The sequence below is a fragment of the Actinomadura sp. CNU-125 genome (genome assembly GCF_001942465.1).
GTDB lineage: Bacteria > Actinomycetota > Actinomycetes > Streptosporangiales > Streptosporangiaceae > Spirillospora.
In genome coordinates this window covers 69,733-91,394 of record NZ_MKJY01000333.1, presented here as the reverse complement: position 1 = coordinate 91,394, position 21,662 = coordinate 69,733, and the positions used below count along the sequence as shown (strand labels likewise).

The 21,662-nt window shown below is 72.5% G+C and carries 15 protein-coding genes and 1 pseudogene; 11 read left to right on the top strand and 5 right to left on the bottom strand.

Annotation, left to right across the window (positions count from 1 at the left end):
* The first annotated feature begins 241 nt into the window (after positions 1-241).
* Complete coding sequence (locus BJF79_RS32120) at positions 242-1,966, top strand: S8 family serine peptidase (RefSeq protein WP_083734325.1); 1,725 nt, start codon at positions 242-244, stop codon at positions 1,964-1,966.
* An 83-nt stretch (positions 1,967-2,049) separates the two neighbouring features.
* Here BJF79_RS32120 and BJF79_RS32115 read toward each other — a convergent pair whose 3' ends face one another.
* On the bottom strand, positions 2,050-2,682 hold the full coding sequence (locus BJF79_RS32115; protein ID WP_075903069.1) for a TetR-like C-terminal domain-containing protein: 633 nt from the start codon (positions 2,680-2,682) through the stop codon (positions 2,050-2,052).
* A 333-nt stretch (positions 2,683-3,015) separates the two neighbouring features.
* Between BJF79_RS32115 and BJF79_RS32110 the strand changes: the two genes are divergently transcribed.
* The 3 genes from BJF79_RS32110 (at position 3,016) to BJF79_RS32100 (ending at position 6,406) form a co-directional block, all read left to right on the top strand.
* Positions 3,016-4,260, top strand: a complete 1,245-nt coding sequence (locus BJF79_RS32110; protein WP_075903125.1) for an NAD(P)/FAD-dependent oxidoreductase — start codon at positions 3,016-3,018, stop codon at positions 4,258-4,260.
* A gap of 68 nt (positions 4,261-4,328) precedes the next feature.
* Positions 4,329-4,901, top strand: a complete 573-nt coding sequence (locus BJF79_RS51810) for a Rid family hydrolase (protein WP_158079359.1) — start codon at positions 4,329-4,331, stop codon at positions 4,899-4,901.
* Entirely contained in the window at positions 4,898-6,406 is a 1,509-nt protein-coding gene (locus tag BJF79_RS32100; RefSeq protein WP_075903067.1) for an MFS transporter, read from the top strand. Before BJF79_RS51810 ends, BJF79_RS32100 begins: the two co-directional genes overlap by 4 nt.
* Positions 6,407-6,496: 90 nt before the next feature.
* Here the strand turns inward: BJF79_RS32100 and BJF79_RS32095 are convergent, their stop codons facing one another.
* Both BJF79_RS32095 and BJF79_RS32090 read right to left on the bottom strand, forming a co-directional pair.
* A complete protein-coding gene (locus tag BJF79_RS32095) occupies positions 6,497-6,895 on the bottom strand; it encodes a MerR family transcriptional regulator (RefSeq protein ID WP_075903065.1) in 399 nt (132 codons plus the stop codon).
* A 130-nt stretch (positions 6,896-7,025) separates the two neighbouring features.
* On the bottom strand, positions 7,026-7,772 hold the full coding sequence (locus BJF79_RS32090) for a spermidine synthase (RefSeq protein ID WP_143220487.1): 747 nt from the start codon (positions 7,770-7,772) through the stop codon (positions 7,026-7,028).
* A 565-nt stretch (positions 7,773-8,337) separates the two neighbouring features.
* On the opposite strand from BJF79_RS32090, the pseudogene BJF79_RS32085 reads away from it, so the two are divergent.
* Positions 8,338-9,946: pseudogene (locus tag BJF79_RS32085) on the top strand (peptide chain release factor 3).
* Between the two features lie 454 nt (positions 9,947-10,400).
* Entirely contained in the window at positions 10,401-11,861 is a 1,461-nt protein-coding gene (locus BJF79_RS32080) for a SulP family inorganic anion transporter (RefSeq protein WP_075903063.1), read from the top strand.
* Positions 11,862-11,885: 24 nt separating this feature from the next.
* Here BJF79_RS32080 and BJF79_RS32075 read toward each other — a convergent pair whose 3' ends face one another.
* On the bottom strand, positions 11,886-12,404 hold the full coding sequence (locus tag BJF79_RS32075) for a hypothetical protein (protein WP_187357086.1): 519 nt from the start codon (positions 12,402-12,404) through the stop codon (positions 11,886-11,888).
* Positions 12,405-12,832: 428 nt separating this feature from the next.
* On the opposite strand from BJF79_RS32075, the gene BJF79_RS32070 reads away from it, so the two are divergent.
* From BJF79_RS32070 to BJF79_RS32050, 5 genes are all read left to right on the top strand, one after another.
* Positions 12,833-13,600, top strand: a complete 768-nt coding sequence (locus BJF79_RS32070) for a DeoR/GlpR family DNA-binding transcription regulator (RefSeq protein WP_075903059.1) — start codon at positions 12,833-12,835, stop codon at positions 13,598-13,600.
* 79 nt (positions 13,601-13,679) lie between these two features.
* Complete coding sequence (locus tag BJF79_RS32065) at positions 13,680-15,242, top strand: amino acid permease (RefSeq protein WP_075903057.1); 1,563 nt, start codon at positions 13,680-13,682, stop codon at positions 15,240-15,242.
* The gene (locus BJF79_RS32060; protein ID WP_075903055.1) at positions 15,239-16,672 is read left to right on the top strand and encodes an FGGY family carbohydrate kinase; all 1,434 of its coding nucleotides are present in this window, start codon (positions 15,239-15,241) and stop codon (positions 16,670-16,672) included. The genes BJF79_RS32065 and BJF79_RS32060 overlap by 4 nt, the downstream gene beginning before the upstream one ends.
* Positions 16,669-18,084, top strand: coding sequence for an NAD(P)/FAD-dependent oxidoreductase (locus BJF79_RS32055; protein WP_075903053.1), 1,416 nt, complete (start codon positions 16,669-16,671; stop codon positions 18,082-18,084). The genes BJF79_RS32060 and BJF79_RS32055 overlap by 4 nt, the downstream gene beginning before the upstream one ends.
* The gene (locus BJF79_RS32050; RefSeq protein ID WP_075903051.1) at positions 18,081-19,337 is read left to right on the top strand and encodes an NAD(P)/FAD-dependent oxidoreductase; all 1,257 of its coding nucleotides are present in this window, start codon (positions 18,081-18,083) and stop codon (positions 19,335-19,337) included. Before BJF79_RS32055 ends, BJF79_RS32050 begins: the two co-directional genes overlap by 4 nt.
* 119 nt (positions 19,338-19,456) lie before the next feature.
* On the opposite strand, the gene BJF79_RS32045 is transcribed toward BJF79_RS32050, so the two are convergent.
* A complete protein-coding gene (locus tag BJF79_RS32045; protein ID WP_143220483.1) occupies positions 19,457-21,112 on the bottom strand; it encodes a DUF4132 domain-containing protein in 1,656 nt (551 codons plus the stop codon).
* Positions 21,113-21,662: the final 550 nt, after the last annotated feature.

The following is a 21,662-nucleotide window of genomic DNA, read 5'->3' as shown; positions in this document are numbered from 1 at the left end:
CGACGGTTCGCGTCCGGCCGTCCGGCGGCTCCGCATTCCCGGTTTTGTGCTCTCAACTGCGAAAAGTCCGTTAAGGGCCCTGCGGCCCGCACGGGCGAAAAATCGCGGCCCCCACCTCCCGAACCGAAATTGCCCCGTTTTGTTACAAAGTCGTACGCAAGCCTCAACAGTCACCGCCGTAACGTCTCCTGGCTCGCTCGCATTTCGGGCGAATCGCCATCTTTTGCCAGGAGGTTGTGCGTTGCGGCGTACCTTGTTCACCGCCGCCTGCGCCGTCGTCACCATGACGACCGCGCTGGCGGTCCCAGCTTCGGCCGTGCCCGACCGGGCTCCCGGCCAAGCCTCCGAGTACGTGGTCCTCTACAAGGACGGCGTCTCGCTCCCCGATGCCCGCGCCGCCGTCGAGGCGGCCGGAGGCACGATCGTCCGCGAGAACACCGACGTCGGCGTGGCGACCGTCCGGTCCGCCGACACCGGATTCGCGGCGCGGGTCCGGCGGCAGAGCGCCCTGGACGGCGCGGCCGCCAACCGGGTGATCGGCCGGGCCCCCAAGACCGGGAAGGCCACCGAGCAGTTCGCCGTCGAGAAGGAGGGCCGGGGCCAGACCACCGGCACCACCACCGTCAAGGGCGCGAAGAAGGGCGAGGAGCCCCTCGCGGACCTGCAGTGGGACATGAAGCAGATCCGCGCCACGGCCAAGGGCTCGTACCGGGTCGAACCCGGTGACCGACGGGTCACGGTCGGCGTCATCGACACCGGCATCGACGGCTCCCACCCGGACATCGCGCCCAACTTCAACCGGGCGCTGAGCCGCAACTTCACCACCGATGTCCCGGTCGACGCCAACGGCGCCGAGGTCGACGGCCCCTGCGCCGAGGAGCCGGACAAGTCCTGCAACGACCCGGCGGACGTGGACGAGAACGAGCACGGCACCCACGTCGCGTCGACGATCGCCTCGCCCCGCAACGGTCTCGGCATGGCCGGCGTCGCGCCCGACGTGTCGCTCGTCAACCTGCGCGCGGGCCAGGACTCCGGCTACTTCTTCCTGCAGCCCACGGTGGACGCGCTCACCTACGCGGGCAAGCACGGCATCGACGTGGTCAACATGAGCTACTACATCGACCCGTGGCTGTTCAACTGCGCGAACAACCCCGCGGACTCCCCGGCCGACCAGGCCGAGCAGCAGACGATCATCAAGGCGGCGAACCGGGCGCTGAACTTCGCGCACCGGCACGGCGTCACCCTCGTCGCCGCCGCGGGCAACGAGGCGATCGACTACACCGAGACCAACACCGACGCGACCAGCCCGGACTTCGCCTCGGAGCCCGGCGAGCAGCCCTACGAGCGCACGATCCCGGCGAGCTGCCTCTCCCTCCCCGGGGAAGGCGACCACGTCATCCCGGTCTCCTCGACCGGGATCAGCGAGCGCAAGGCGTACTACTCCAGCTTCGGAAAGGGCTACACCGCGGTCGCGGCGCCCGGTGGCGACAAGTACGACACCGCCGACGGGAAGCTCGACGACAAGGCCGGCATCTGGGCCGCCTACCCCGAGTCGATCGCCCGCGAGCGGGGCGAGCTGAACGCCGACGGCACGCCCAACACCCCGCGGGTGGTGCGCAGCTGCAAGGACGGCACCTGCGCGTACTACCAGTCGATCCAGGGCACCTCGATGGCCTCGCCGCACGCGGCGGGCGTCGCGGCACTGATCGTCAGCCGGTACGGCGAGCGCGACCGGGCGAACGGGGGGCTCACCATGGCCCCGTCGGCCGTCCGGTCGATCCTGACCGGCACCGCGGACGCGACCAAGTGCCCGCGCGGCGGCTCCTACACCTACACCCGGTACGTCGAGCAGGCCGACGGGTCGTTCGAGAAGGTCGTGGCCACCCACTCCTGCGAGGGCTCCAAGCGCGACAACGGGTTCTACGGCAGCGGCATCGTCGACGCGTTCGCCGCCGTCAGGCGCTAATCGCCTCCGTTCGTTCTCGCGCACGCGGCCCCCGACCTCGCGAGGTCGGGGGCCGCGTCGCGTCCGGGGACCGGCCCGGCGGCTCAGGGACGGGTCGCGCGCAGGACCAGGTCCACGAGGGCGTCGACCTCGCGGCGCGTCGCGGCCCGGTGGAGCGTGAGGGGGGTGAGGATGAGCGGGCTCGCCAGTATGTTGATCACCGCCTCCGGCGTGCAGTCCGGGTGGACCTCGCCGCGGGCGATGCCGCGGGCGACGACGGCGCGCCAGGCTTCCTGGACCGGTTCGAAGTGCTCGAAGATGAGCGTGCTCAGCTCGGGTGTGCGGCGCGAGGCGATGATCGCGTTGGTGCTGACCTCGACGGGGCTCGCGAAGAACTGCGCGAGGCGGTGCGCCAGTTCGTGGAGGTCCCGCTCCCATGAGCCGGTGTCGGGGACTTCGATGCCGCTCGAATGCGCGTTGAGGCCCTCGCGGATCAGGTCGGCGAACGTGGGCCACCAGCGATAGATCGTCTTGCGGTTGAGGTCCGCCCGGGCGGCGACCTCGCTGGGGCCGAAGTCGACGACGCGCTCGGCGAGCAGGTCCAGGACGGCCCGCGCGACGGCGTGCCGGACCCGTTCGCTGCGGCCGCCGGTGCGGACGCGTTCGCGTTGCGGCTCGGCGGCGTCGACCGGCGTCGCGCGCTCCTGGTCGGCGGGCCGGGTGGTGCCGTCGCTCATCTCTTCCCCTAAAAGGGTCTAGCTGTTGACTTTAGCGGTGCCGTGGTCCCATCATGATCTACGCCCGGCGGTGGTCGAGCCGCAGGGCCCCGGACCCCGGCGCGTTCCACGGCCGTTCCGGTGCGGCCGATGCCGTCCGCACACCGGCGCGCGTTTCCGTCTCGCTCTCCGCCCCCGGGCGCGGTACCCGCCGCGGCCTTCCCGAGCGCACCGCCCCAAGTCCGTCGACGCCACATGGTGCCCGCTTCGAACGCCAGGGCCGGCGCTCCCGCGGCGGTCGGACGCGGACGCCGGACGGGCGGCGGGCGCTCCGACACGAAAGAGGAGAACAGCATGCAGGGCCAGTACGACGTCATCGTGGTGGGGGCCGGGCCGATCGGGTCCGCCACGGCTCGGCACCTCGCCGATCGCGGGCGCTCGGTCCTGGTGGTGGGCCCGGACGAACCGTCCGGTTTCGAGGACCATCGGGGCGTGTGGGCGGGCTATTACGACGAGGGGCGGCTCGCGCACGTCCTGGAGGTTCCGCTCGTGACGTCCCTGCTCGCGATGCGCTCGATCCGCCGGTTCGCGGAGTTGCGCGAGCGCACCGGCGTCACGTTCACCGTCCCGACCCACTCGGTGTCGGTCATGCCCGAGGCGCCGGCCGGCGGCTCGTCCGCGGACTGGTTCGACCGGGGGATCCTGGTCGCCAACGCCCGCGACCTCGGCGTCGAGGTGTCCGAACTGGACGCGGCGGAGCTGCGCGAGGCGTACCCGTCCGTGACGTTCGAGCCGGGGCACGTCGCCGTGGTGCAGCGCGACGCCGCCATCCTCAACCCCCGCCGCCTGGTGCGGGCCGAACTCGCCGCGGCGACCTCGGCGGCGGGCGCGGACCTGGTGCGCGACGAGGTCGTGCGCACGGAGCGGGCGCACGACGGGGTCCGGGTCACCGCCCGTTCGGGGGCGTCCTGGACGGCCGGGCGGGTCGTGCTGGCCACCGGCGCCGCGAGCAACGCCACCGGCCTGCTGCCCCGCCCGCTGCTGATGCCGACCTTCGGGGCGACCGTCGTCCTCGTCGCGGTGGACGGGCCGGACGCGCTCGACATGCCCGCCATGATGTACCTCAAGCAGCGCGACGCGCGCACGGTCTTCGGCGGCATCGTCATGTCGCCGCTGCGCTATCCCGACGGCGAGTGGTACGTGAAGGTGTCGGGCCGCAGCCTGCTGGACACCCCGCTGGACACCGCCGAGGAGATCGGCGCCTGGGTCCGCACCGGCGGCCGCCAAGAGGACATCGGCGAGGCCCTCGCAGTCCTGCGCGACCTGATGCCCGGCCGGGAGTTCGGTCCCGCGCGGACGCGGCCCTGCCTCGTCTCGGCCACCCCGACCGAACGCCCCTACATCGACCTCGTGGACGAACGCACCGTCATCGCCGTCGAGGGCGAGCGCGGAGCCATGGCCGCCGACGAGATCGGGCGGCTGACCGCCGAACTCGCCGTCCACGGACGGTGGAAGGACAGCATCCCCCACGAGGTGTTCCGCGCCCAATGGGGCGAACCGGGCTGGAACACCGCCGGATGGCTCGCCTCCCGGCGATGACCGGCTCCGGCGCACGACCGAGAGACACGACCGAGACACGACCGAGAGACACGACGGAGAGGCAGCGGATGAGCCACACGCCCATCGTCCCGGACGGGATGCGGGAGATGTACGACGGCTGGCACATCGCGCCCGCCGTCCGGGCCGGGGACTTCGTCCTCTGCTCGGGGGTGCTGGGCGTCGACGCGCACGGCGCGATCCCGGCGGACCCCGCCGAGCAGTTCGAGGCGGTCTTCCGGAACCTGCGCCGGGTGCTCGCCGCGGCCGGCGCCGACATGCCGCACGTGGTCGACATGGTCACCTTCCACCGTGACCTCGACGCGGACATCGCCGCCTTCACCGCGGTCAAGGAGCGGCACGTCGTCGCGCCCTACCCGGCCTGGACCGCCGTCGGCGCCGCCCGGCTGGGCGCGGGCGCGTGCCGGGAGCCCGCATCGAACTCAAGGCGACCGCGTACCTGGGCGCCTAGATGGACACCGGGGGTGGAACCTGCGCCAACAGGTTCCACCTCCGTGCGGAGCGCGGCAGGCGCTCCGCGCCGTCCGGACATGGCCGGCCGGCCGCACCCCGGTGCACGGCGGCGTCCGGCGCGGCGAGATCGATTCGTTCGGCAAGCCCTCGCGAAAGGCCCTGTGCCATGAAATTTCACCCAGCCCGCAACGCGGACGACGAATCCGCCGAACAGCATGTTACCGACCGGGGCGAGAAGTGGACGCCACGGCTGTGGTGCTCGTTCCTGTCGATGGTCGCGGCACTGGAGCTGCTGAGCTGCAGTTACGTCATGATTTCGATCGCCCTTCCGGACATCTCATCGCACTTTTCGACCAACCAGGGCGTGTGGGTGCTGACGTCCTTCCTTCTCATCGGGACCGTCGCCTCGCCGCTGCTGGGCAAGCTCGCCGATACCCACGGAAAAAGGCGGATCCTCGTCCTGTCCGTGGCGCTCTCCGCGGTCGGCTCCCTGGTCGCCGCCCTGGCACCGGCATTCGGAGTCCTCGTCTTCGGCTGGGCGCTGGCGGGCCTGCTCAGCCCCTGCCTGTTCCTGGTCTACTCGCTCATCCGGGACGTCTACCCCGAGCGGAGCGTCGCGATGGCCGTGAGCATCTCGACGACCGGCATGGGACTGGTCACCATCCCTGCCCCCGTTCTCGGCGGGATGCTCATCGAAGCCTTCGGTTTCCGCGGCATCTTCTGGTTCTGCGCGGTCGTCCTCGTCGTCCTGGCCGCACTCATCCGCGTCACCACCGACGAGTCGCCGGTCCGGCTGACTTCGCGGATCGACCTTCTCGGCGCCGTCCTCCTCGGCTCGGGCCTCGCCGGAATCCTCATCGCGGTCAGCCTGGGCCCCGAATGGGGCTGGTCCTCCGCCAGCACGATCGGCTGCGCGATCCTCGGAGCGGGCCTGACGGTCGCGTGGCTGGTCTCCGCGCGGCTGGTGCGGGACCCGATCATCGACCTGCGCGTCCTCGCGGAACGCACCGTGGCCTTCACCACCCTGAGCTCCGGCCTCTGCTGGGCACTGGTCGCGACGTTCAGCGTGCTGACCCCGATGATGGTCATGACGCCCGACGACCTCGGCCTCGAGTACGGCCTCGGCGCCGGTTCCGTCGGCTACGCCGTCGTCCAGGTGCCGGTGGGCCTGTCGATGCTGCTCGGCGGCTACGCCGTCGGCTCGCTCGTCCGGCGGCGGACGACCTCCAGGACGATGATGGTCACCGGCATGCTGCTGGCGTCCGCGGGCTGCCTGCTGATGGGCGTCCTCCACACCGGGCTGGCGCCGGTCGCCCTCTTCGCCACGCTGATCAGCTTCGGCTGCGGCATCGGCTACGCCGCGACCCCCAACCTGCTGATCGAGTCGGTCCCCGCCCGGCTCCAGGCGACGGCCGGAGGAATCGCCTCCACCTCCGGCAACATCTTCCCCGCGATCCTGCCCGTGCTGGTCTTCGCCGTCCTGAACGATTCGCACATCGCCAAGGTCGTGGACGGCACGACCTATTACAGCGACACGGGAATCACCACGGCCTTCGTCATCTGCGGAGCCGTCGGACTCGCCGGCGTCCTTCTCGCCCTGGCCCTCCCCCGCCGCACGACCGAAAAGACCGAAGACCCCGCGTCCCCCCAGGGCATCACCCCCGTCACCCCGTGAAACCGGGCGGGAGCCCGATGCCTCCGGCGCCGCCGTCCGCTCGGGGGCGAGGGGTTCGGCGCGGAGTTCGGCGAGGAGTTCGGCGCGGGGTCAGGCCCGGTGCTTGCGGAGCTCCGCCGAGAGTTCGGCGGAGAACTGTTCGGCGTCGGACAGGCGCGCACGGATCTTCGCGCAGCGTTCTTCGACAAGCGTGCGGTAGACGCCGAGGCGCTTGGCGAGGTCGGCTCTGGTGTCCTCGTCGGTGCCGGGCGACTGGAGTTCGTCGATGATCTCGAGGAGGTCGCGCATCTCTTCGAGGGTGAAGTCGAGGGGCTTCATCCGCTTGATGACCAGGAGGCGGGCGACGTCGTCGTCGGTGTAGAGGCGGAAGCCGCCCTGCGAGCGCGCGGTGGGGAGCGCGAGGCCGACGTCCTCGTAGTGGCGGATGGTGCGCAGGCTCAAACCGGTCCGGTCGGCGACCTCGCCGATCTGCATGTGCCTGCCGTCCATCGGGTTCCTCCTCGCGTCACCGGCCCGTCAGGCCGGGGACGGGTGATCCATACCGTGGGTCAAGCTTCCCATCTCCCGGCGCATGGTGCCGTCGGCACCTCGGACAGGTGGGCGGGGCGGGAGCGGACCTTCACGCCCCGGGGGCTCGGCTTCCGGCGGGTGTGCGCGCGACGTAGACGGTGTTGGCCGAGGTGCCGCCCTGGACGGGGTTGGGGAACTCGACGACGTGCGGGGTCACCTCGGCGAACACCTCACCGAGCAGGGCGGTGAACGCGTCGTCCGGCGGGTCGTTCGACCAGAGGGCGAAGACGCCGCCGGGACGAAGCTGCCCGGCCAGGCGCCGCAGCGGTCCCGGCCGGTAGAACGCCGCGTTGGCGGGAGCGAGGACGTGGCTCGGCGAATGGTCGATGTCGAGCAGGACGGCGTGGAAGCGGGCTCCGGGCGTCTGCGGATCCAGCCCGGCCTCGGCGAGGGCGAAGAAATCGCCCTGCACCAGCCGGCAGCGGGCGTCGGAGGCGAGCCGCTCCCCCAGCGGGACCAGCCCGGCGCGGTGCCACTCGATCACCTCGCCGAGCGCCTCCACCACCACGAGCGAGCGCACCCGGGCGTCGTCGAGGGCGGCGAGGGCGGTGTGCCCGAGCCCCAGCCCCCCGACGAGGACGTCGAGGCCGCCGCCGTCCTCCGCCTCGGGAGACGCCGCCAGGCCGAGACGGGCGAGCTCGGTCTCGCCGACGGTCCACAGGCTCGACATCAGGAAGTCGTCATCGAGCTTGATCTCGTAGACCTCCGCGCCCAGCGCGGGGTCTCGCCGCCGCCGAAGGCTGACGACGCCCATGGGCGTCGGCCGCCAGTCGAGTTCCTCGAACAATGCGCCCACTGCGATCCGTCCCGTGCGATGTCGGAGAAGCCGTCTCCGGCTCTGAAATGTACTCTCGCGTTAAAGGAGATTACGTCGGCGCGGTGTCCCCCCGCGGTCGCTTACGGTCGATCGGCGGGTCGTCCGGGGTATCGGGGCCCGCAGGCGCGGTCACCGCACAACACCGATCCAACGTAATGGCAGAATTGACTCCGAGGTGAGCCGCAGCCCGTCATCGGCGAAGTGTCTCCGGCCGGTCCACGCCCAGGATACTCTAACGTGGGGTGAGACTAGAGGTGGGCGCCGTCGCGAACATCCGGCTCGTTCCGCCCCTGCGCCGAGGCCGACGCCGAACGGCCGACGAGCCGACGAGGACGCCGGTCGAGGAGCTTGCGGCGGGGTGCGAGCGGCCACAGATCGCCGGAGGGCCGGTCTCGATCGCGTACCGGCCGCGAAAACGGAACGGAGGGACGGCGGTGCTTCAGCACGAGACGCGCCCAGGGGCGCGCAGGGCCGCGTACGAGCCGGGCGGCGGTGCACGCCACCGGCTGGGGGCGGGCCGGGTGGCGCACGGGAAGGCGCCGCGGTGAGCACGGGGACGGGCTCAGGCGGCGAGGTGATCGCGGAGGCGGCACGGCGGCGGACGTTCGCGGTGATCAGCCATCCGGACGCGGGCAAGTCGACGCTCACCGAGGCGCTCGCGCTGCACGCGGCGGCGATCGGGCAGGCGGGGGCCGTGCACGGCAAGGCCGGACGGCGCGGGGTGACCTCCGACTGGATGGACATGGAGCGTTCGCGGGGCATCTCGATCACCTCGTCGGTGCTGCGGTTCGAGTACGGCGGAGCCCTGCTGAACCTCCTCGACACCCCCGGGCCACGCGGACTTCTCCGAAGACACCTACCGGGTGCTGGCGGCCGTCGACGGCGCGATCATGCTGCTCGACTCGGCCAAGGGCCTGGAGGCGCAGACGCTGAAGCTGTTCGACGTCTGCCGCCACCGGAAGATCCCGGTGATCACGTTCGTGAACAAGTGGGACCGTCCGGGCCGCGAGCCCCTGGAACTGCTGGACGAGGTCGAGCAGCGGATCGGCCTGCGACCGGCGCCGCTGAACTGGCCCGTCGGAGTCGCGGGCGACTTCCGCGGGCTCCTCGACCGGGACGGCGGGTCCTACACCCGGTTCCTTCGCGCCCCCGGCGGCGCGACGCGGGCCGTGGCCGAACGCGTCCCCGCCGGACGGGCCGCCGCCGAGGAAGGCGACGCCTGGACGACCGCGACCGAGGAGCTCGCGCTGCTCGACGAGATCGGCGCGACCCTCGACATGGACGCGTTCGCCGCCGGGACCTGCACCCCCGTGCTGTTCGGCGCCGCGCTGCCCAACTTCGGCGTGGAGGCGCTGCTGGAGACCGTGCGCCGCCTCGCCCCGGCGCCCACGCCCCGCGCGGACGAACACGGCACCGACCGTCCGGTCGAGGCGCCGTTCGCGGGGCAGGTGTTCAAGGTGCAGGCGGGCATGGACCGCGCGCACCGCGACCGGCTCGCGTTCGTCCGGGTGTGCTCGGGCCGGTTCGAGCGCGGCACGACCCTCACCCACGCCGCCACCGGACGCCCGCTGACCACCAAGCACGCGCAGACGGTCTTCGGCCGCGACCGCTCCACCATCGACGCCGCCTACCCCGGCGACGTGATCGGGCTGCCGAACGCCGCCGGCGTCAAGGTCGGCGACACCCTCTACAGCGCGCGCCCCGTGGTGTTCCCGCCGATCCCCGCGTTCGCTCCCGAGCACTTCATGGTCGCGCGCGTCGACGACAACGGCCGCGCCAAGCAGTTCCGCCGCGGCATCGACCAGCTCGACAACGAGGGCGTGGTGCAGGTCCTGCGCAGCGACCTGCGCGGGGACGGCGCGCCGGTGCTCGCCGCGGTCGGGCCGCTGCAGTTCGAGGTCGTCACGGCCCGAATGGCCGACGAGTTCGGCGCGCCCGTCGGCCTCACGCGCCTCGACTACACCACCGCGCGGCTCACCGACAAGGAGTCCGCGCCCGTCCTGGCCGCCCAGCGCGGCGTGGAGGTGCTCACCCGGGACCTGGACGGCGCGCTCGTCGCGGTGTTCCCCGACAAGTGGCGCGTCCGCGCCATCGAACGCGACCATCCCGGGCTCACGGTGACGCCGATGCTCGCGGCCGGGGGCCCCGACTGACACCGGACGGGTACTCGGGGGCGTCGAAGCATCGGGGCCGCCGCGCACCGATCCGGCGCGGGCGTGACCGGCGTCGCCCGTTGAGACGAGCCCGCCGCGACTGTGATCGCCGTCTCGATCCGCACCAACGACTCTTCTGTGACGTTAGAGTAGGGATGCGCGCGGAGAGTTCCGCGCGTCCGGGCCGTCGTCCTCCTGGCGTCGAGTCCTTCGATCGGCCGAGATTCGGGGGAGCCATGCGCCGGCGCACGCCGCAGACCTGATGCGACGTCCGCGCCCGCGTTCCCCCTGACGCACCGACGCGTCGAGCGGCCGATCCCCCGCGTCTTCTTCCCGGCGGCGTGGCCGGTCCGTCCGTGCCCGCCTTTCGTTCACTGTGACGTGCACCCGTGACCGGTGCGCGCGACATCGTGTCTGGAGTGCTTTGTCCCTGCCTGCCGTCGTGGCGAGCCGCATGAAACCGAGCCGTCCGATCACCGCGAAACTTCTCCGCGTCGAGGTGCTGTCGGGCCTGGTGGTGGCGCTGGCGCTGATCCCCGAGGCGATCTCGTTCTCGATCATCGCCGGGGTCGATCCCAGTATCGGGTTGTTCGCCTCGTTCACCATGGCCGTCACCATCGCGATCGTCGGCGGGCGGCCCGCGATGATCTCCGCCGCGACCGGCGCCATCGCCCTGGTGGTCGCGCCGCTGTCGATCCAGCACGGCCTCGGGTATCTCATCGCCGCCGTCATCCTGGGCGGGGTCTTCCAGATCATCCTGGGGAGCCTGGGCGTGGCCCGCCTGATGCGGTTCGTGCCGCGCTCGGTGATGGTCGGGTTCGTCAACGCCCTCGCCATCCTGATCTTCATGGCGCAGGTCCCCGAACTGCGGGACGTGCCGTGGCCGGTCTACCCGCTGGCCGCCGCGGGGCTCGCCCTGATGGTGCTGTTCCCCCGCATCACCAAGGCCGTCCCGGCGCCGCTGGTGTCGATCGTCGCCCTGACCGTCATCACGGTCGCCGCCGGGATCGCGGTCCCGACCGTCGGCGACAAGGGCGAACTGCCGTCGTCGCTGCCCGGCCTCGGCCTACCGGACGTCCCGTTCACGCTCGACACCCTCACGCTCATCGCCCCCTACGCGCTGGCGTTCGCGCTCGTCGGGCTGATGGAGTCGCTGATGACCGCCAAGCTCGTCGACGACATCACCGACACCCGCTCCAACAAGACCCGCGAGTCGATCGGCCAGGGCATCGCCAACATCGTCACCGGATTCTTCGGCGGCATGGGCGGCTGCGCGATGATCGGCCAGACGATGATCAACGTCAAGAACGGCGCCCGCACCCGGCTGTCCACCTTCCTGGCCGGAACGTTCCTGATGGTGCTGTGCATCGTGTTCGGCCCGGTCGTGTCCGACATCCCGATGGCCGCGCTCGTCGCCGTCATGATCCTGGTGTCGGTCGGCACCTTCGACTGGCACTCGATCCGGCCCGCCACCCTCAAGCGCATGCCGATCGGCGAGACCCTCGTCATGCTCGTCACCGTCGCGGTCGTCGTGGCCACCCACAACCTGGCCATCGGCGTCGTCGTCGGCACGATCACCGCGATGGTGATCTTCGCCCGGCGGGTGGCGCACCTGGTCAACGTCTCGTCCGTCACCGACCCCGACGGCGGACGGGTCGTGTACGCGGTCACCGGCGAGCTGTTCTTCGCCTCCAGCAACGACCTGGTCCACCGGTTCGACTATTCGGGCGACCCCGAGCACGTCACCGTCGACCTCACCGACGCCCACATCTGGGACGCCTCCACCGTCGCCGCCCTCGACGCCGTCACCACCAAGTACGAGCAGCGCGGCAAGACCGTCGAGATCATCGGCCTCAACGAGCCGAGCGCCAAGATGCACGGGGACCTGTCCGGCGAACTCGCCGGAAGCCACTGACGGTCTCAACGGTGCCCGGGCAGGTCACCGGGGACGGTGACCGGGCAGGTACCGGTCGGGTCCTTGCACGCCGGGAAGGGCCGAGGCCGACCGCCTGCCGGGGCCGTACGACTTCACGCTTCCGGCGATCGCCGCCGCGATCGCCGTCGGGAACCCGAAGACGACCACCAGGGCGATGGCGATGCCGTCGCCCCCGTCGAAGCCGAAGACGTATCGGAGTTGAGCACCGAGGGGCGTGCCCCGCAGCAGCGGCGCCACGAAGAGCGTCGCCACCAGGTAGAGCAGGCAGAGCCCGCACAGCGTCCACGCGCCGGGAATCCTGCGGGCGAACGTGAATCCCGCCGCGACCAGCAGCGCCCCGGCGCCGATGAGGCCGCCGAGCACGTTCTGCAGGAGCAGGCCGGTCCAGCGACCGGCCGGCCCGTCGACGGCGTAGCCGAGGTTGACGAGCGCGTAACAGGCGAGCATGCCGGCGGTGAGCAGCGCCAGGACGCCGGCGATCATCGCCGCCGCGGCGTTCGCCCGCGGCCCGGGGGCCGGCATGTACGGGTGCGGCGGCGGGCCTGACGGGTGCCGGGCGAACCCGCCGGGGCCGTGGGGGGATCCGGCCGTGGGGCAAGGGGCCGAACTCCGGCTCCTCCCCGGGACGGCCCGTCGGCCCGTACCGTCCCGGCCGTTCGGGTTCGTCGGGTCGCAGTGAAGCAGCCATAGTCGTCTATTTGAGCATGGCGGGGCGCCCGCCGCGCGGAGATCGTCCACACTCGCGGCGGCCGCGCGGCCCGCGCGGCCGCCGCGGCCGGGGACGGGCCCCTCCCCCGCTTCCCGCGCCCCTGCCCGCTTCCGTGACGGCCCGAGGCTTGCCGCGCCGAAGATTTTAGGCATTTGACCTGCACGCCTCTTGACTTGAGCCCGAACCTTCTCCAGACTTTCCCACATGTTCGGTCAATCTTCCACAAAAACGGTCAGTCGTCGTGCTCGCGGCTGAGCGGCACCGCCGCATCTGCGACGCGCTCCGCGACCGCTCCGTGGTCAGGACCGAGGAGCTCGCCGGGCTGCTCGGGGTCTCTGCCGAGACCGTCCGCCGCGACCTGCTCGTGCTGGAACGGCGCGGCTCGCTGGTGCGGGTGCACGGCGGCGCGACCGACGTCGTCGGCGGCTCCGGCGAAGAAGCGTCGTTCGCCGAGCGGGCCGGCACCGGCCACGAGGCCAAGGCGGCCATCGGCCGCGCCGCCGCCGCGCTGGTCCGGCCCGGGCAGACCCTGATCATCGATGTGGGGACCACCGCGCTGGAGGTCGCACGGGCGCTGCCCCAGGACCACCACGGCATCGTCGCGACCTGCTCCCTGCTGGCCGCCGCGGAACTGGCAGGAAGACCCGGCGTCGAGGTGCTGGTATCGGGGGGCCGAGTGCGCGCGGGCGACCTGGCCTGCGCGGGCGAGCCCGCCACGCGGTTCTTCGCCGACCTGAACGCGGACGTGGCCTTCCTCGGCTCCGGCGGGGTGGACCCGGCCGCGGGACTGACCGACTACCACCTGGACGAGGTCGCGAGCCGCCGCATCATGATCGCGAACACGGTGCGCTCGTACGTCCTCGCCGACTCCCGCAAGCTCGGCCGCGTCGCGGCGCACCGGGTCTGCGGACTGGACGAGATCGACGGGCTGATCACCGACACGGCCCCGTCCCCGGCACTGCGCGAAGCGCTGGAGGGGTCCGGCGCCCTCGTCACCGTGACCGACTGAACTCAAGGACGGCCGGGCGACGCTGCCACGTCACCCGGCCTGATCGCCGACCCTCATGGAACACGCAAGGAGACGACCGATGTCCGATTCTTCCACGTCGCCGCACGGCGCGGCGGCGGGACCGGCCCACGGCGGGAGACCGTCCGGCGAGGGCCTCTCAGAATTCGGGTACGAGCAGGAGGTCAAGCGCGAGCTGGGCTGGTACGCCTCGTTCGCGGTGGCGTTCGGATTCGTGTCGATCGCCACCGGCATCTTCACCGCCTACGGTTCGGTGCTGCAGTCCTCCGGACCGATGGGCATCTGGACCTGGCCGGTGGTGGTGATCGGCCAGCTGTGCGTCGCGCTGATCTTCGGCTCGCTCGCCGCCCGCATCCCGGTCAGCGGCTACGCCTACCAGTGGACGTCGCGGCTGGCCAACCCGGTACTGGGCTGGATCATGGGCTGGGTCTCCTTCATGTTCCTCGCGGTGGTGGTCGTCGCCGTCGACTACACGATCGCCGCGACGATCCTGCCGGTGCTGTTCCAGTACGAGGGCACCAACCAGAACGCCTGGGTGATCACCGGCGTCGTCGTGCTCCTGCAGGCGATCCTGGTCGCCATCTCGACCCGGGCGACGCAGCGGGTCAACACCGTCGCGGTCACCATCCAGCTGATCGGCATGGTGGGGCTGACCGTGCTGCTGTTCGCCGTCGGCGCCGCCACCGGCCAGCTGGACTTCGGCACGCTGTTCAGCCGCGGCGACGTCCCGGCCGAAGGCTACTTCTCCCTGGGCGGGGCGACCTCGGTGGGCCCGTGGGCGATGGGCTTCCTGCTCGGCGCGTTCACCATCGTCGGTTTCGAGTCCGCGGCGAACCTGGCCGAGGAGACCAAGGACCCGGCGCGCGTCGTGCCCAGGGCGATGGCACGGGCCGTGGTCGGCCTCGGCGTCCTCGGCATGCTGTTCCTGATCGCGGTGACCGCGCTCGCCGAGAACCCCGCGGCGCTGGCGCGGTCCGACACCCCGGTCGCCGACGTGATCGCGCGGGTGCTCGGCTCGTACGTCGGCAAGGGCCTGCTGGTCCTCGTGGTCGTCTCGATCTTCTCGTGCGGCCTGGTGATCCTGCTCAGCGGCACCCGGCTGGTCTGGGCGATGTCGCGGGACAAGCGCTTCCCCGGCTGGCAACTGCTGCGCCGGATCAACGGCACGACCGGTACCCCGATGAACGCCGCCGTCCTGGTGTTCGTGATCGCGCAGATCCTGCTCGCCACGTTCGCCCGCTCCACCCAGGCGCTGTTCTCGCTGTTCTCGGCGGCGACCCTGCTGCCGGCGATCATCTACGCCGCGACGACCGCGCTCTACATCGCCAAGCGCCGCAGCCTGCCGCCCTCCCGCGGCTTCCAGCTCGGCCGCTGGGAGGTCCCGGTACTGGTGCTGGCCGTCATCTGGCTGGTCTACGAACTGCTCATCTTCCGTGACGCGTCCTTCGCCGAACCTTGGCGGTACGTCGCGGTGATGTCCGCGATCGGTGCGGTCTACTTGGCGTACCTGCTGATTCGGCACGGCACCAAGGGGCTCACCATGCCGGACCTGCACGACATCGACAAGGTCCTGGACGACGACGCGCCGGCGCGTCCCGGCGACACCTCCGCGGAACGGCCATGACGACCGTACTGGCCATCGACCAGGGAACGTCCGGCACCAAGGCGATGGTGGTGGACGGCTCCGACCGGGTCCTCGGCGTGGCGGAACTGCCGGTCCGGCCCCGCTACCTGCCGGGCGGCGGCGTCGAGCAGGACCCCCGCGAACTCCTCGACTCGGTCCTGGAGTCCGGACGGCGCGCGGTCCGCGAGGCCGGCGCCCCGATCGACTGCGTGACGCTCGCCAACCAGGGCGAGACCGTCCTCGCCTGGGATCCCGCGTCCGGCGAACCGCTCACCCCCGCGATCGTGTGGCAGGACCGCAGATCCGCGCAGATCTGCGCCGAACGCGCGGAATGGGCCGAACCCGTCCGCCACCGCACCGGCCTGGTGCTGGACCCGTACTTCTCCGCACCGAAGATGCGCTGGATCCGGGACCGGCTCACCCGCGACGGCGTCGTCACCACGTCCGACAGCTGGCTGCTGCACCGGCTCACCGGCGAGTTCGTCACCGACGCGGCGACGGCGTCCCGGTCACTGATCACCGACCTGGACACCGGCGCGTGGAGCCCCGACCTGCTGGCGGTGTTCGGCCTCACCGACGAGGCGCTCCCGCGGATCGCCGCCTGCGACGAGATCGTGGGCGAGACCACCGCGTTCGGTGCGCCCGCCCCGGTCGGCGGCCTCGTCGTGGACCAGCAGGCGGCGCTGCTCGCCCAGCGCTGCCTGACCCCCGGCTCGGCCAAATGCACCTTCGGCACCGGCGCGTTCCTGCTCGCCAACATGGGCACCGAGCCGGTGCGGTCCGGCACGGGCCTGGCGTCCTCGGTGGCCTGGCGGGCGCGCGGCGAGACGTCCTACTGCCTGGACGGCCAGGTCCCCACCGCCGCGTCGGCCGTGCGCTGGATCCAGGACCTCGGCCTGGTGGACGGCGCCCCGGAACTCGACCGGGTCGCCGCGCCCGACGCCGCCGGGGTGCTGTGCGTACCCGCGCTGGCCGGGCTGTCGGCACCGTGGTGGGCGCCGGAGGCCACCGCCGCGTTCACCGGCATGACGCTGTCCACCTCCTCCGGCCACCTGGTCAGGGCGGTGCTGGACGGCATCGCCGCCCAGGTAGCCGAACTGGCGGACTGCACGGCCCGCGACACGGGGATCGCACTGTCGACGCTGCGCGTCGACGGCGGCCTCACCCGCAGCCGGGTCCTGATGCAGGCCGTCGCCGACCTGCTCCAGGCCCGTGTCGAGGTGTACCCGTCCGAACACGCGACCGCGCTCGGAGCCGTCGCGTTCGCCCGTAGCGCCGTCGACCCGGCGCTGCCGCCCGCCGACGCGATCGTCGACTGGACGCCCGCCACCGGCTACACCCCGCGGATCGGCGCCGACGAGGCCGCCGCGTTCCGGGCGCGGTGGACCGCCGCCGTCGAGAACTCCGCGATCGGCAAGGAGAAACAGTGACCACAGCACGAACCGAACCGGCCGCCGACGTCGCCGTGATCGGCGCGGGGGTCGTGGGCTCGGCCATCGCGCGGGCCCTTTCGGCCCACCGGCTCGACGTCGTCCTGCTGGACGCCCGCGCCGACGTCGGCGACGGCACCAGCAAAGCCAACACCGCGATCCTGCACACCGGCTTCGACGCGACCCCCGGCACCCTGGAGGCACGCCTCGTCGCCGAGGGATACCACCTGCTCAAGGACTACGCCGACCGCACCGGCATCCCCTACGAGCCGACCGGCGCGCTCCTGGTGGCCTGGGACGACGAGCAGCTCGCCGCGCTCCCCGGCCTGAAGGAGAAAGCCGAGAAGAACGGATACACCGACGCCGGGATCGTCGGGCCGGACGAGGTGTACCGGCAGGTGCCCACGCTCGGCCCCGGCGCCCTCGGCGGCCTCACGGTCCCGGGCGAATCCATCATCTGCACCTGGACCACCACCCTCGCGCTGGCCACCGAAGCGGTCCGGCGCGGCACCCGCCTGCTGCGCTCGCACCGCGTCGAGTCCGTCACCCCCGGACCGGACGCGACCGTCCTGCACACCGACCGCGGCGACGTGCGCGCACGCTGGGTGGTGAACGCGGCCGGGCTCGGCGGCGACGTACTGGACGCCATGTTCGGATACGACCGGTTCCACCTGCACCCACGGCGCGGCGAACTGCTCGTCTACGACAAGCAGGCCCGCCCGCTCGTGGACCGGATCGTGCTCCCCGTGCCGTCCAAGCTCGGCAAGGGCGTCCTGATCAGCCCGACCATCTACGGCAACGTCATGCTCGGCCCCACCGCCGAGGACATGACCGACCGCACCGACACCTCGACCACCGAGGACGGCTACGCGTTCCTGCTCGGGCACGGGGAGCGCATCATGCCGTCCCTGCTCCGGGAGGAGGTCACCGCGACGTACGCGGGACTGCGCGCCGCCGCCGACGTCCCCGACTACACGATCGAGGTCGACGCCGCGCAGCGCTACGCGGTCGCCGGCGGCATCCGGTCCACCGGCCTGACGGCCGGCATGGCCGTGGCCGCGCACCTGCTGGGGCTGCTGGGCGAGGCGGGCCTGGAACTGCGCGAACGCACCGACCTCCCCGACCCGCCGCGCATGCCCAACATCGGCGAGGCGTTCCCGCGCCCGTACACCGACGCCGGACGCATCGCCGCCGACCCCGAGTACGGCAGCATCGCGTGCTTCTGCGAACGGGTCACCCGCGGCGAGATCCGCGACGCGCTCGCGAGCACGATCCCGCCGCGCGACATGGACGGGCTGCGCCGCCGTACCCGCGCGATGAACGGGCGCTGCCAGGGCTTCTACTGCGGCGCGAACGTCACCGGGATGCTGGAGCGGGCCCTGCGGGCCGCCGACGAGGAAGGCAAGCGATGAGCACGACACGCACCCGGCTGACGCCCGCGGTGGCCATCGTCGGCGGCGGACCCGCCGGGCTGCGGACGGCCGCGGAACTCGCCCGGTCCGTCCCCGGCCCGACCCTCGTGCTCGAACGCGAGCAGGAGGCCGGCGGCATCCCGCGGCACTGCGGCCACACCGGCTTCGGCCTCCGCGACCTGCACCGGGTCCTGACCGGCCCCGCGTACGCGCGGCGCATGGTGCGCGGAGCCGAACGGGCCGGAGCCGAGATCCGCACCGGCGCGATGGTGACCGGCTGGTCCCCCGACGGCGGCCTGGAGGTCACCGCACCGGACGGCCTGTTCGAGGTGCACGCGGACGCCGTGGTGCTGGCGACCGGAGCCCGCGAACGGCCGAGGACCGCGCGGCTGGTCCCCGGCGACCGCCCGGACGGCGTCTACACCACCGGCCACCTGCAGAACCTCGTCCACCTGCACCACCGCAGGCCGGGCCGCCGCGCCGTCGTCGTCGGCAGCGAGCTGGTCAGCTGGTCGGCCGTGCTGACGCTGCGCGAGGCCGGCTGCCGGACCGTCCTGATGACCACGGAACGGCCCCGCGGCGAGGCGTACGCGCTGCTCCCCCTCGCGGGCCGGGCCGGGCTGCGGGTACCGCTGCGCACCCGCACCCGCGTCACCCGGATCATCGGCAAGGGCCGCGTCGAGGCCGTGCAGATCGAGGACGCCGTCAGCGGCCGCCGCTGGAACGTTCCCTGCGACACGGTCGTGTTCACCGGGGACTGGATCCCCGACAACGAACTGGCCCGGTCCGCCGGGCTCGAACTCTCCCCCGGCACCCTGGGTCCCGCGGTCGACGGCGCGCTGCGCACCAGCCGTCCGGGGGTCTTCGCGGCGGGCAACATGCTGCACCCCGTGGACACCGCGGACATCGCGGCCCTCGACGGCGCCCACGCGGCCCGCACCGTCCTCGACCACCTCGCGGGCCGTACCGTCCCGGGCGACGGAGTACGGATCGTCGCCGCCGCACCGCTGCGCTGGATCTCCCCCGCCGCGTACCGTCCCGGCGACCGCGGCCCGGCCCGCGGGCGCCTGCTGGCCTGGACGGACGAGTACGCGCCGTTCCCCCGGGTCACGGTCGCCCAGAACGGCCGCACCCTCGCCGAACGGCGGCTGCCCTGGCCCGCGGCGCCCGGCCGGGTGTTCCGCATCCCGGGCGGGATGCTCGACGCGGTCCGTCCGGGCGACGGCGACGTGCACGTCTCGCTACGCGGCTGACGTCCGTCCGCGGCGGCGGCCTTTACAATGTAGATCATTAACGGGCGGGGATCCGGAGGCCGGTTCGGCTTCGGCGGACGCGCGGGTGCCGGCGGCCGTGTTCGTTTCGTACCGCCGTTTCAGGACTTGGCGGCGTCTTCCAGGACGGTCAGGTCGCGGAGCAGTTCGGACGCCGTGACCTCGTCGAGGTCACCGAACCGGACCTCGCCGCCGGACCACGGCCCGTACCGGTCGCCCGACACGGACGCGTACACGATCGTGTGCTCGTCGAACGCGTGCGAATCGGCCGCGACGAAACCGGGATCGAGGTTGAGCAGCACGTACCGGTCCCCCGGCAAGGGACGCACGAAGGCGTGCTCGATGCCCGCCTCCTGCGGCTCGCCGCGCTCCCACCCCCGGTTCGTCAGGCCGAGGATCGCCCCGGTCGGGACGGTCAGGCCCTCGAACCGTTCGAGCCGGAAGCCCTTCGCCTGCGCGTCGGTGAGTCGGTGGACCTCCCGGCCGAGCTGCGGGAACGGCTGCAGGATCTCGTAATCGGCGAAGACCTGCCCCCACGCCGCGGTCTCGTCGCCCAGGTCGATGGGGTGCGCGACGCCGATCCGGGCGTCGCCGGGGAGGACGAACGCGTCGTCGGCGGCGTCCGCGAGAGTGCCGTCCTCGGCGAGCCGGAACGTGCGCGCGTCCCCGCCGGTGCCGGCCAGCCAGACGAGCCGGCGGGCGAGGTGCCGCGTCAGCGGATGGCCGGCGAACTGGTCGGCGAACTCCTCCGCGCTCCACCGGCGCCGGTCGACCATGGCGCGTTCGAGCCGGTGGACCAGGTCGGACGCGACGGTGCGGACGTCCTTCTTCAGCCGCGAGAACCGCTGGTACGCGGCGGGCGCCAGCTCGGGATCGTCCTTCGCGCCGGGCTTGGGCAGCGCCTTGCGGAGCTTGCCCGCCTGGTCGGTGACCTGCGGCCTGAGCGTCTCGTCGAAGACGACCGCGAACGCCCGGGGCCCGTAGTCGAGGGTGAGGGCGCCGTCCCCGTCCAGGTCGAACGTGGGGACGAGCCGGTCGGCGAGCTGGTCGGCGGTGAGGTCGCGCCGCTCGGCGATCCGGTCGATCCGCTCCCGGGCCTGCGCCTTCAGCCCCTTGTACCGGACCCGCTGCGCGATCTGGTTGAGGCAGGTCAGCGCGGTGTCGGTACCGATGGCGGTGAGCACGTCCAGGCCGATGACGGCGCGCGCGTGCCCGCCCTCGCCCGGCCACTTGCGCAGGAGGGGGGTGAGTTCGCGCGCGGCTTCGTCGTCGCCGAGCAGGCCGAGCTGGGTGAACGCCCAGTTCGCCGGTGCCGGCATCCCGTTCGCCAGCCACGCCCGGAACACCGCCCGGGAGAACGCGGCCAGCGACGCCGGATCGCAGGTCTCGCGGACGACCCGCAGGCCCGCGTGCGGGGTGCCGGGCGGCGACAGGGCCAGGATCGTGAGCACGTGCGCGACCGAGCCGTCCGGCAGGCGGGCGCTCCGGTCGCGCAGTTCGACGGGCGGGAGCGCGGCGGCCTCCAGCCAGCCGGGCGTCGCGGGCACGGTCGGCGGGACGACGTCGAGCGGGTCGGTGGCCAGGAACTTCTCCAGCGCGGCGGCCCGGTCGCCTGTACTCGCGGACGGCCGCGAGCACCGTCTCGCCGTCGCGGACGGCGGCGATGTGCCGCAGCGCGGCCTCGGCCGCCTGCCGGGCCGGGCCCGGCCCGCCGAGCGCGCGGCACCAGCAGCCGGGCGGCGCCGGTGCCGTGCCATTCCAGCCACGCGGCCCCGACCCCGCGCATGGCCTTGGTCCGGGCGAACCAGTCCGCCATCATCGCGGCGACCTCGGGACTGCGGAACGGCAGGAGGAACTCGCCCCACGCGCGGGGGTGGGTCTCGGCGCCCGACAGCAGCAGCGGGTACACCCGCGTCCCGAACCGGACCACCGTCCGCTTGACCGCGTTGCCGACCCGGAGCGTGTCGCCGGTCTCCCACTCGGCGAGCAGCGGTTCCGCCACGTCCAGGGGAGCCTGCGCGAACACCAGGGGGAGAACGACCCCGCTGTCGCGCCAGTCGCCGGGACGCCAGATCCGGTCCCAGTCCGGCTGGACACCGTAGCTGCCGCTCCACTTCTTGATGTCGGCTTCGGCCCACGCGGCGTGCGCGCCGTCCGTCCAGTGGATCGTGACCTCGCGCGGGGCCGTCAGGCCGGGCACGATGACGGGCCCGGAGTTCTCGGACGCGCGCGTCCAGGCGGGCGCGACGAGCACGCGGGGCAGCGAATCGGCGGCGGCTTCGGGAAGGTCCGGGATGTTCATGATCG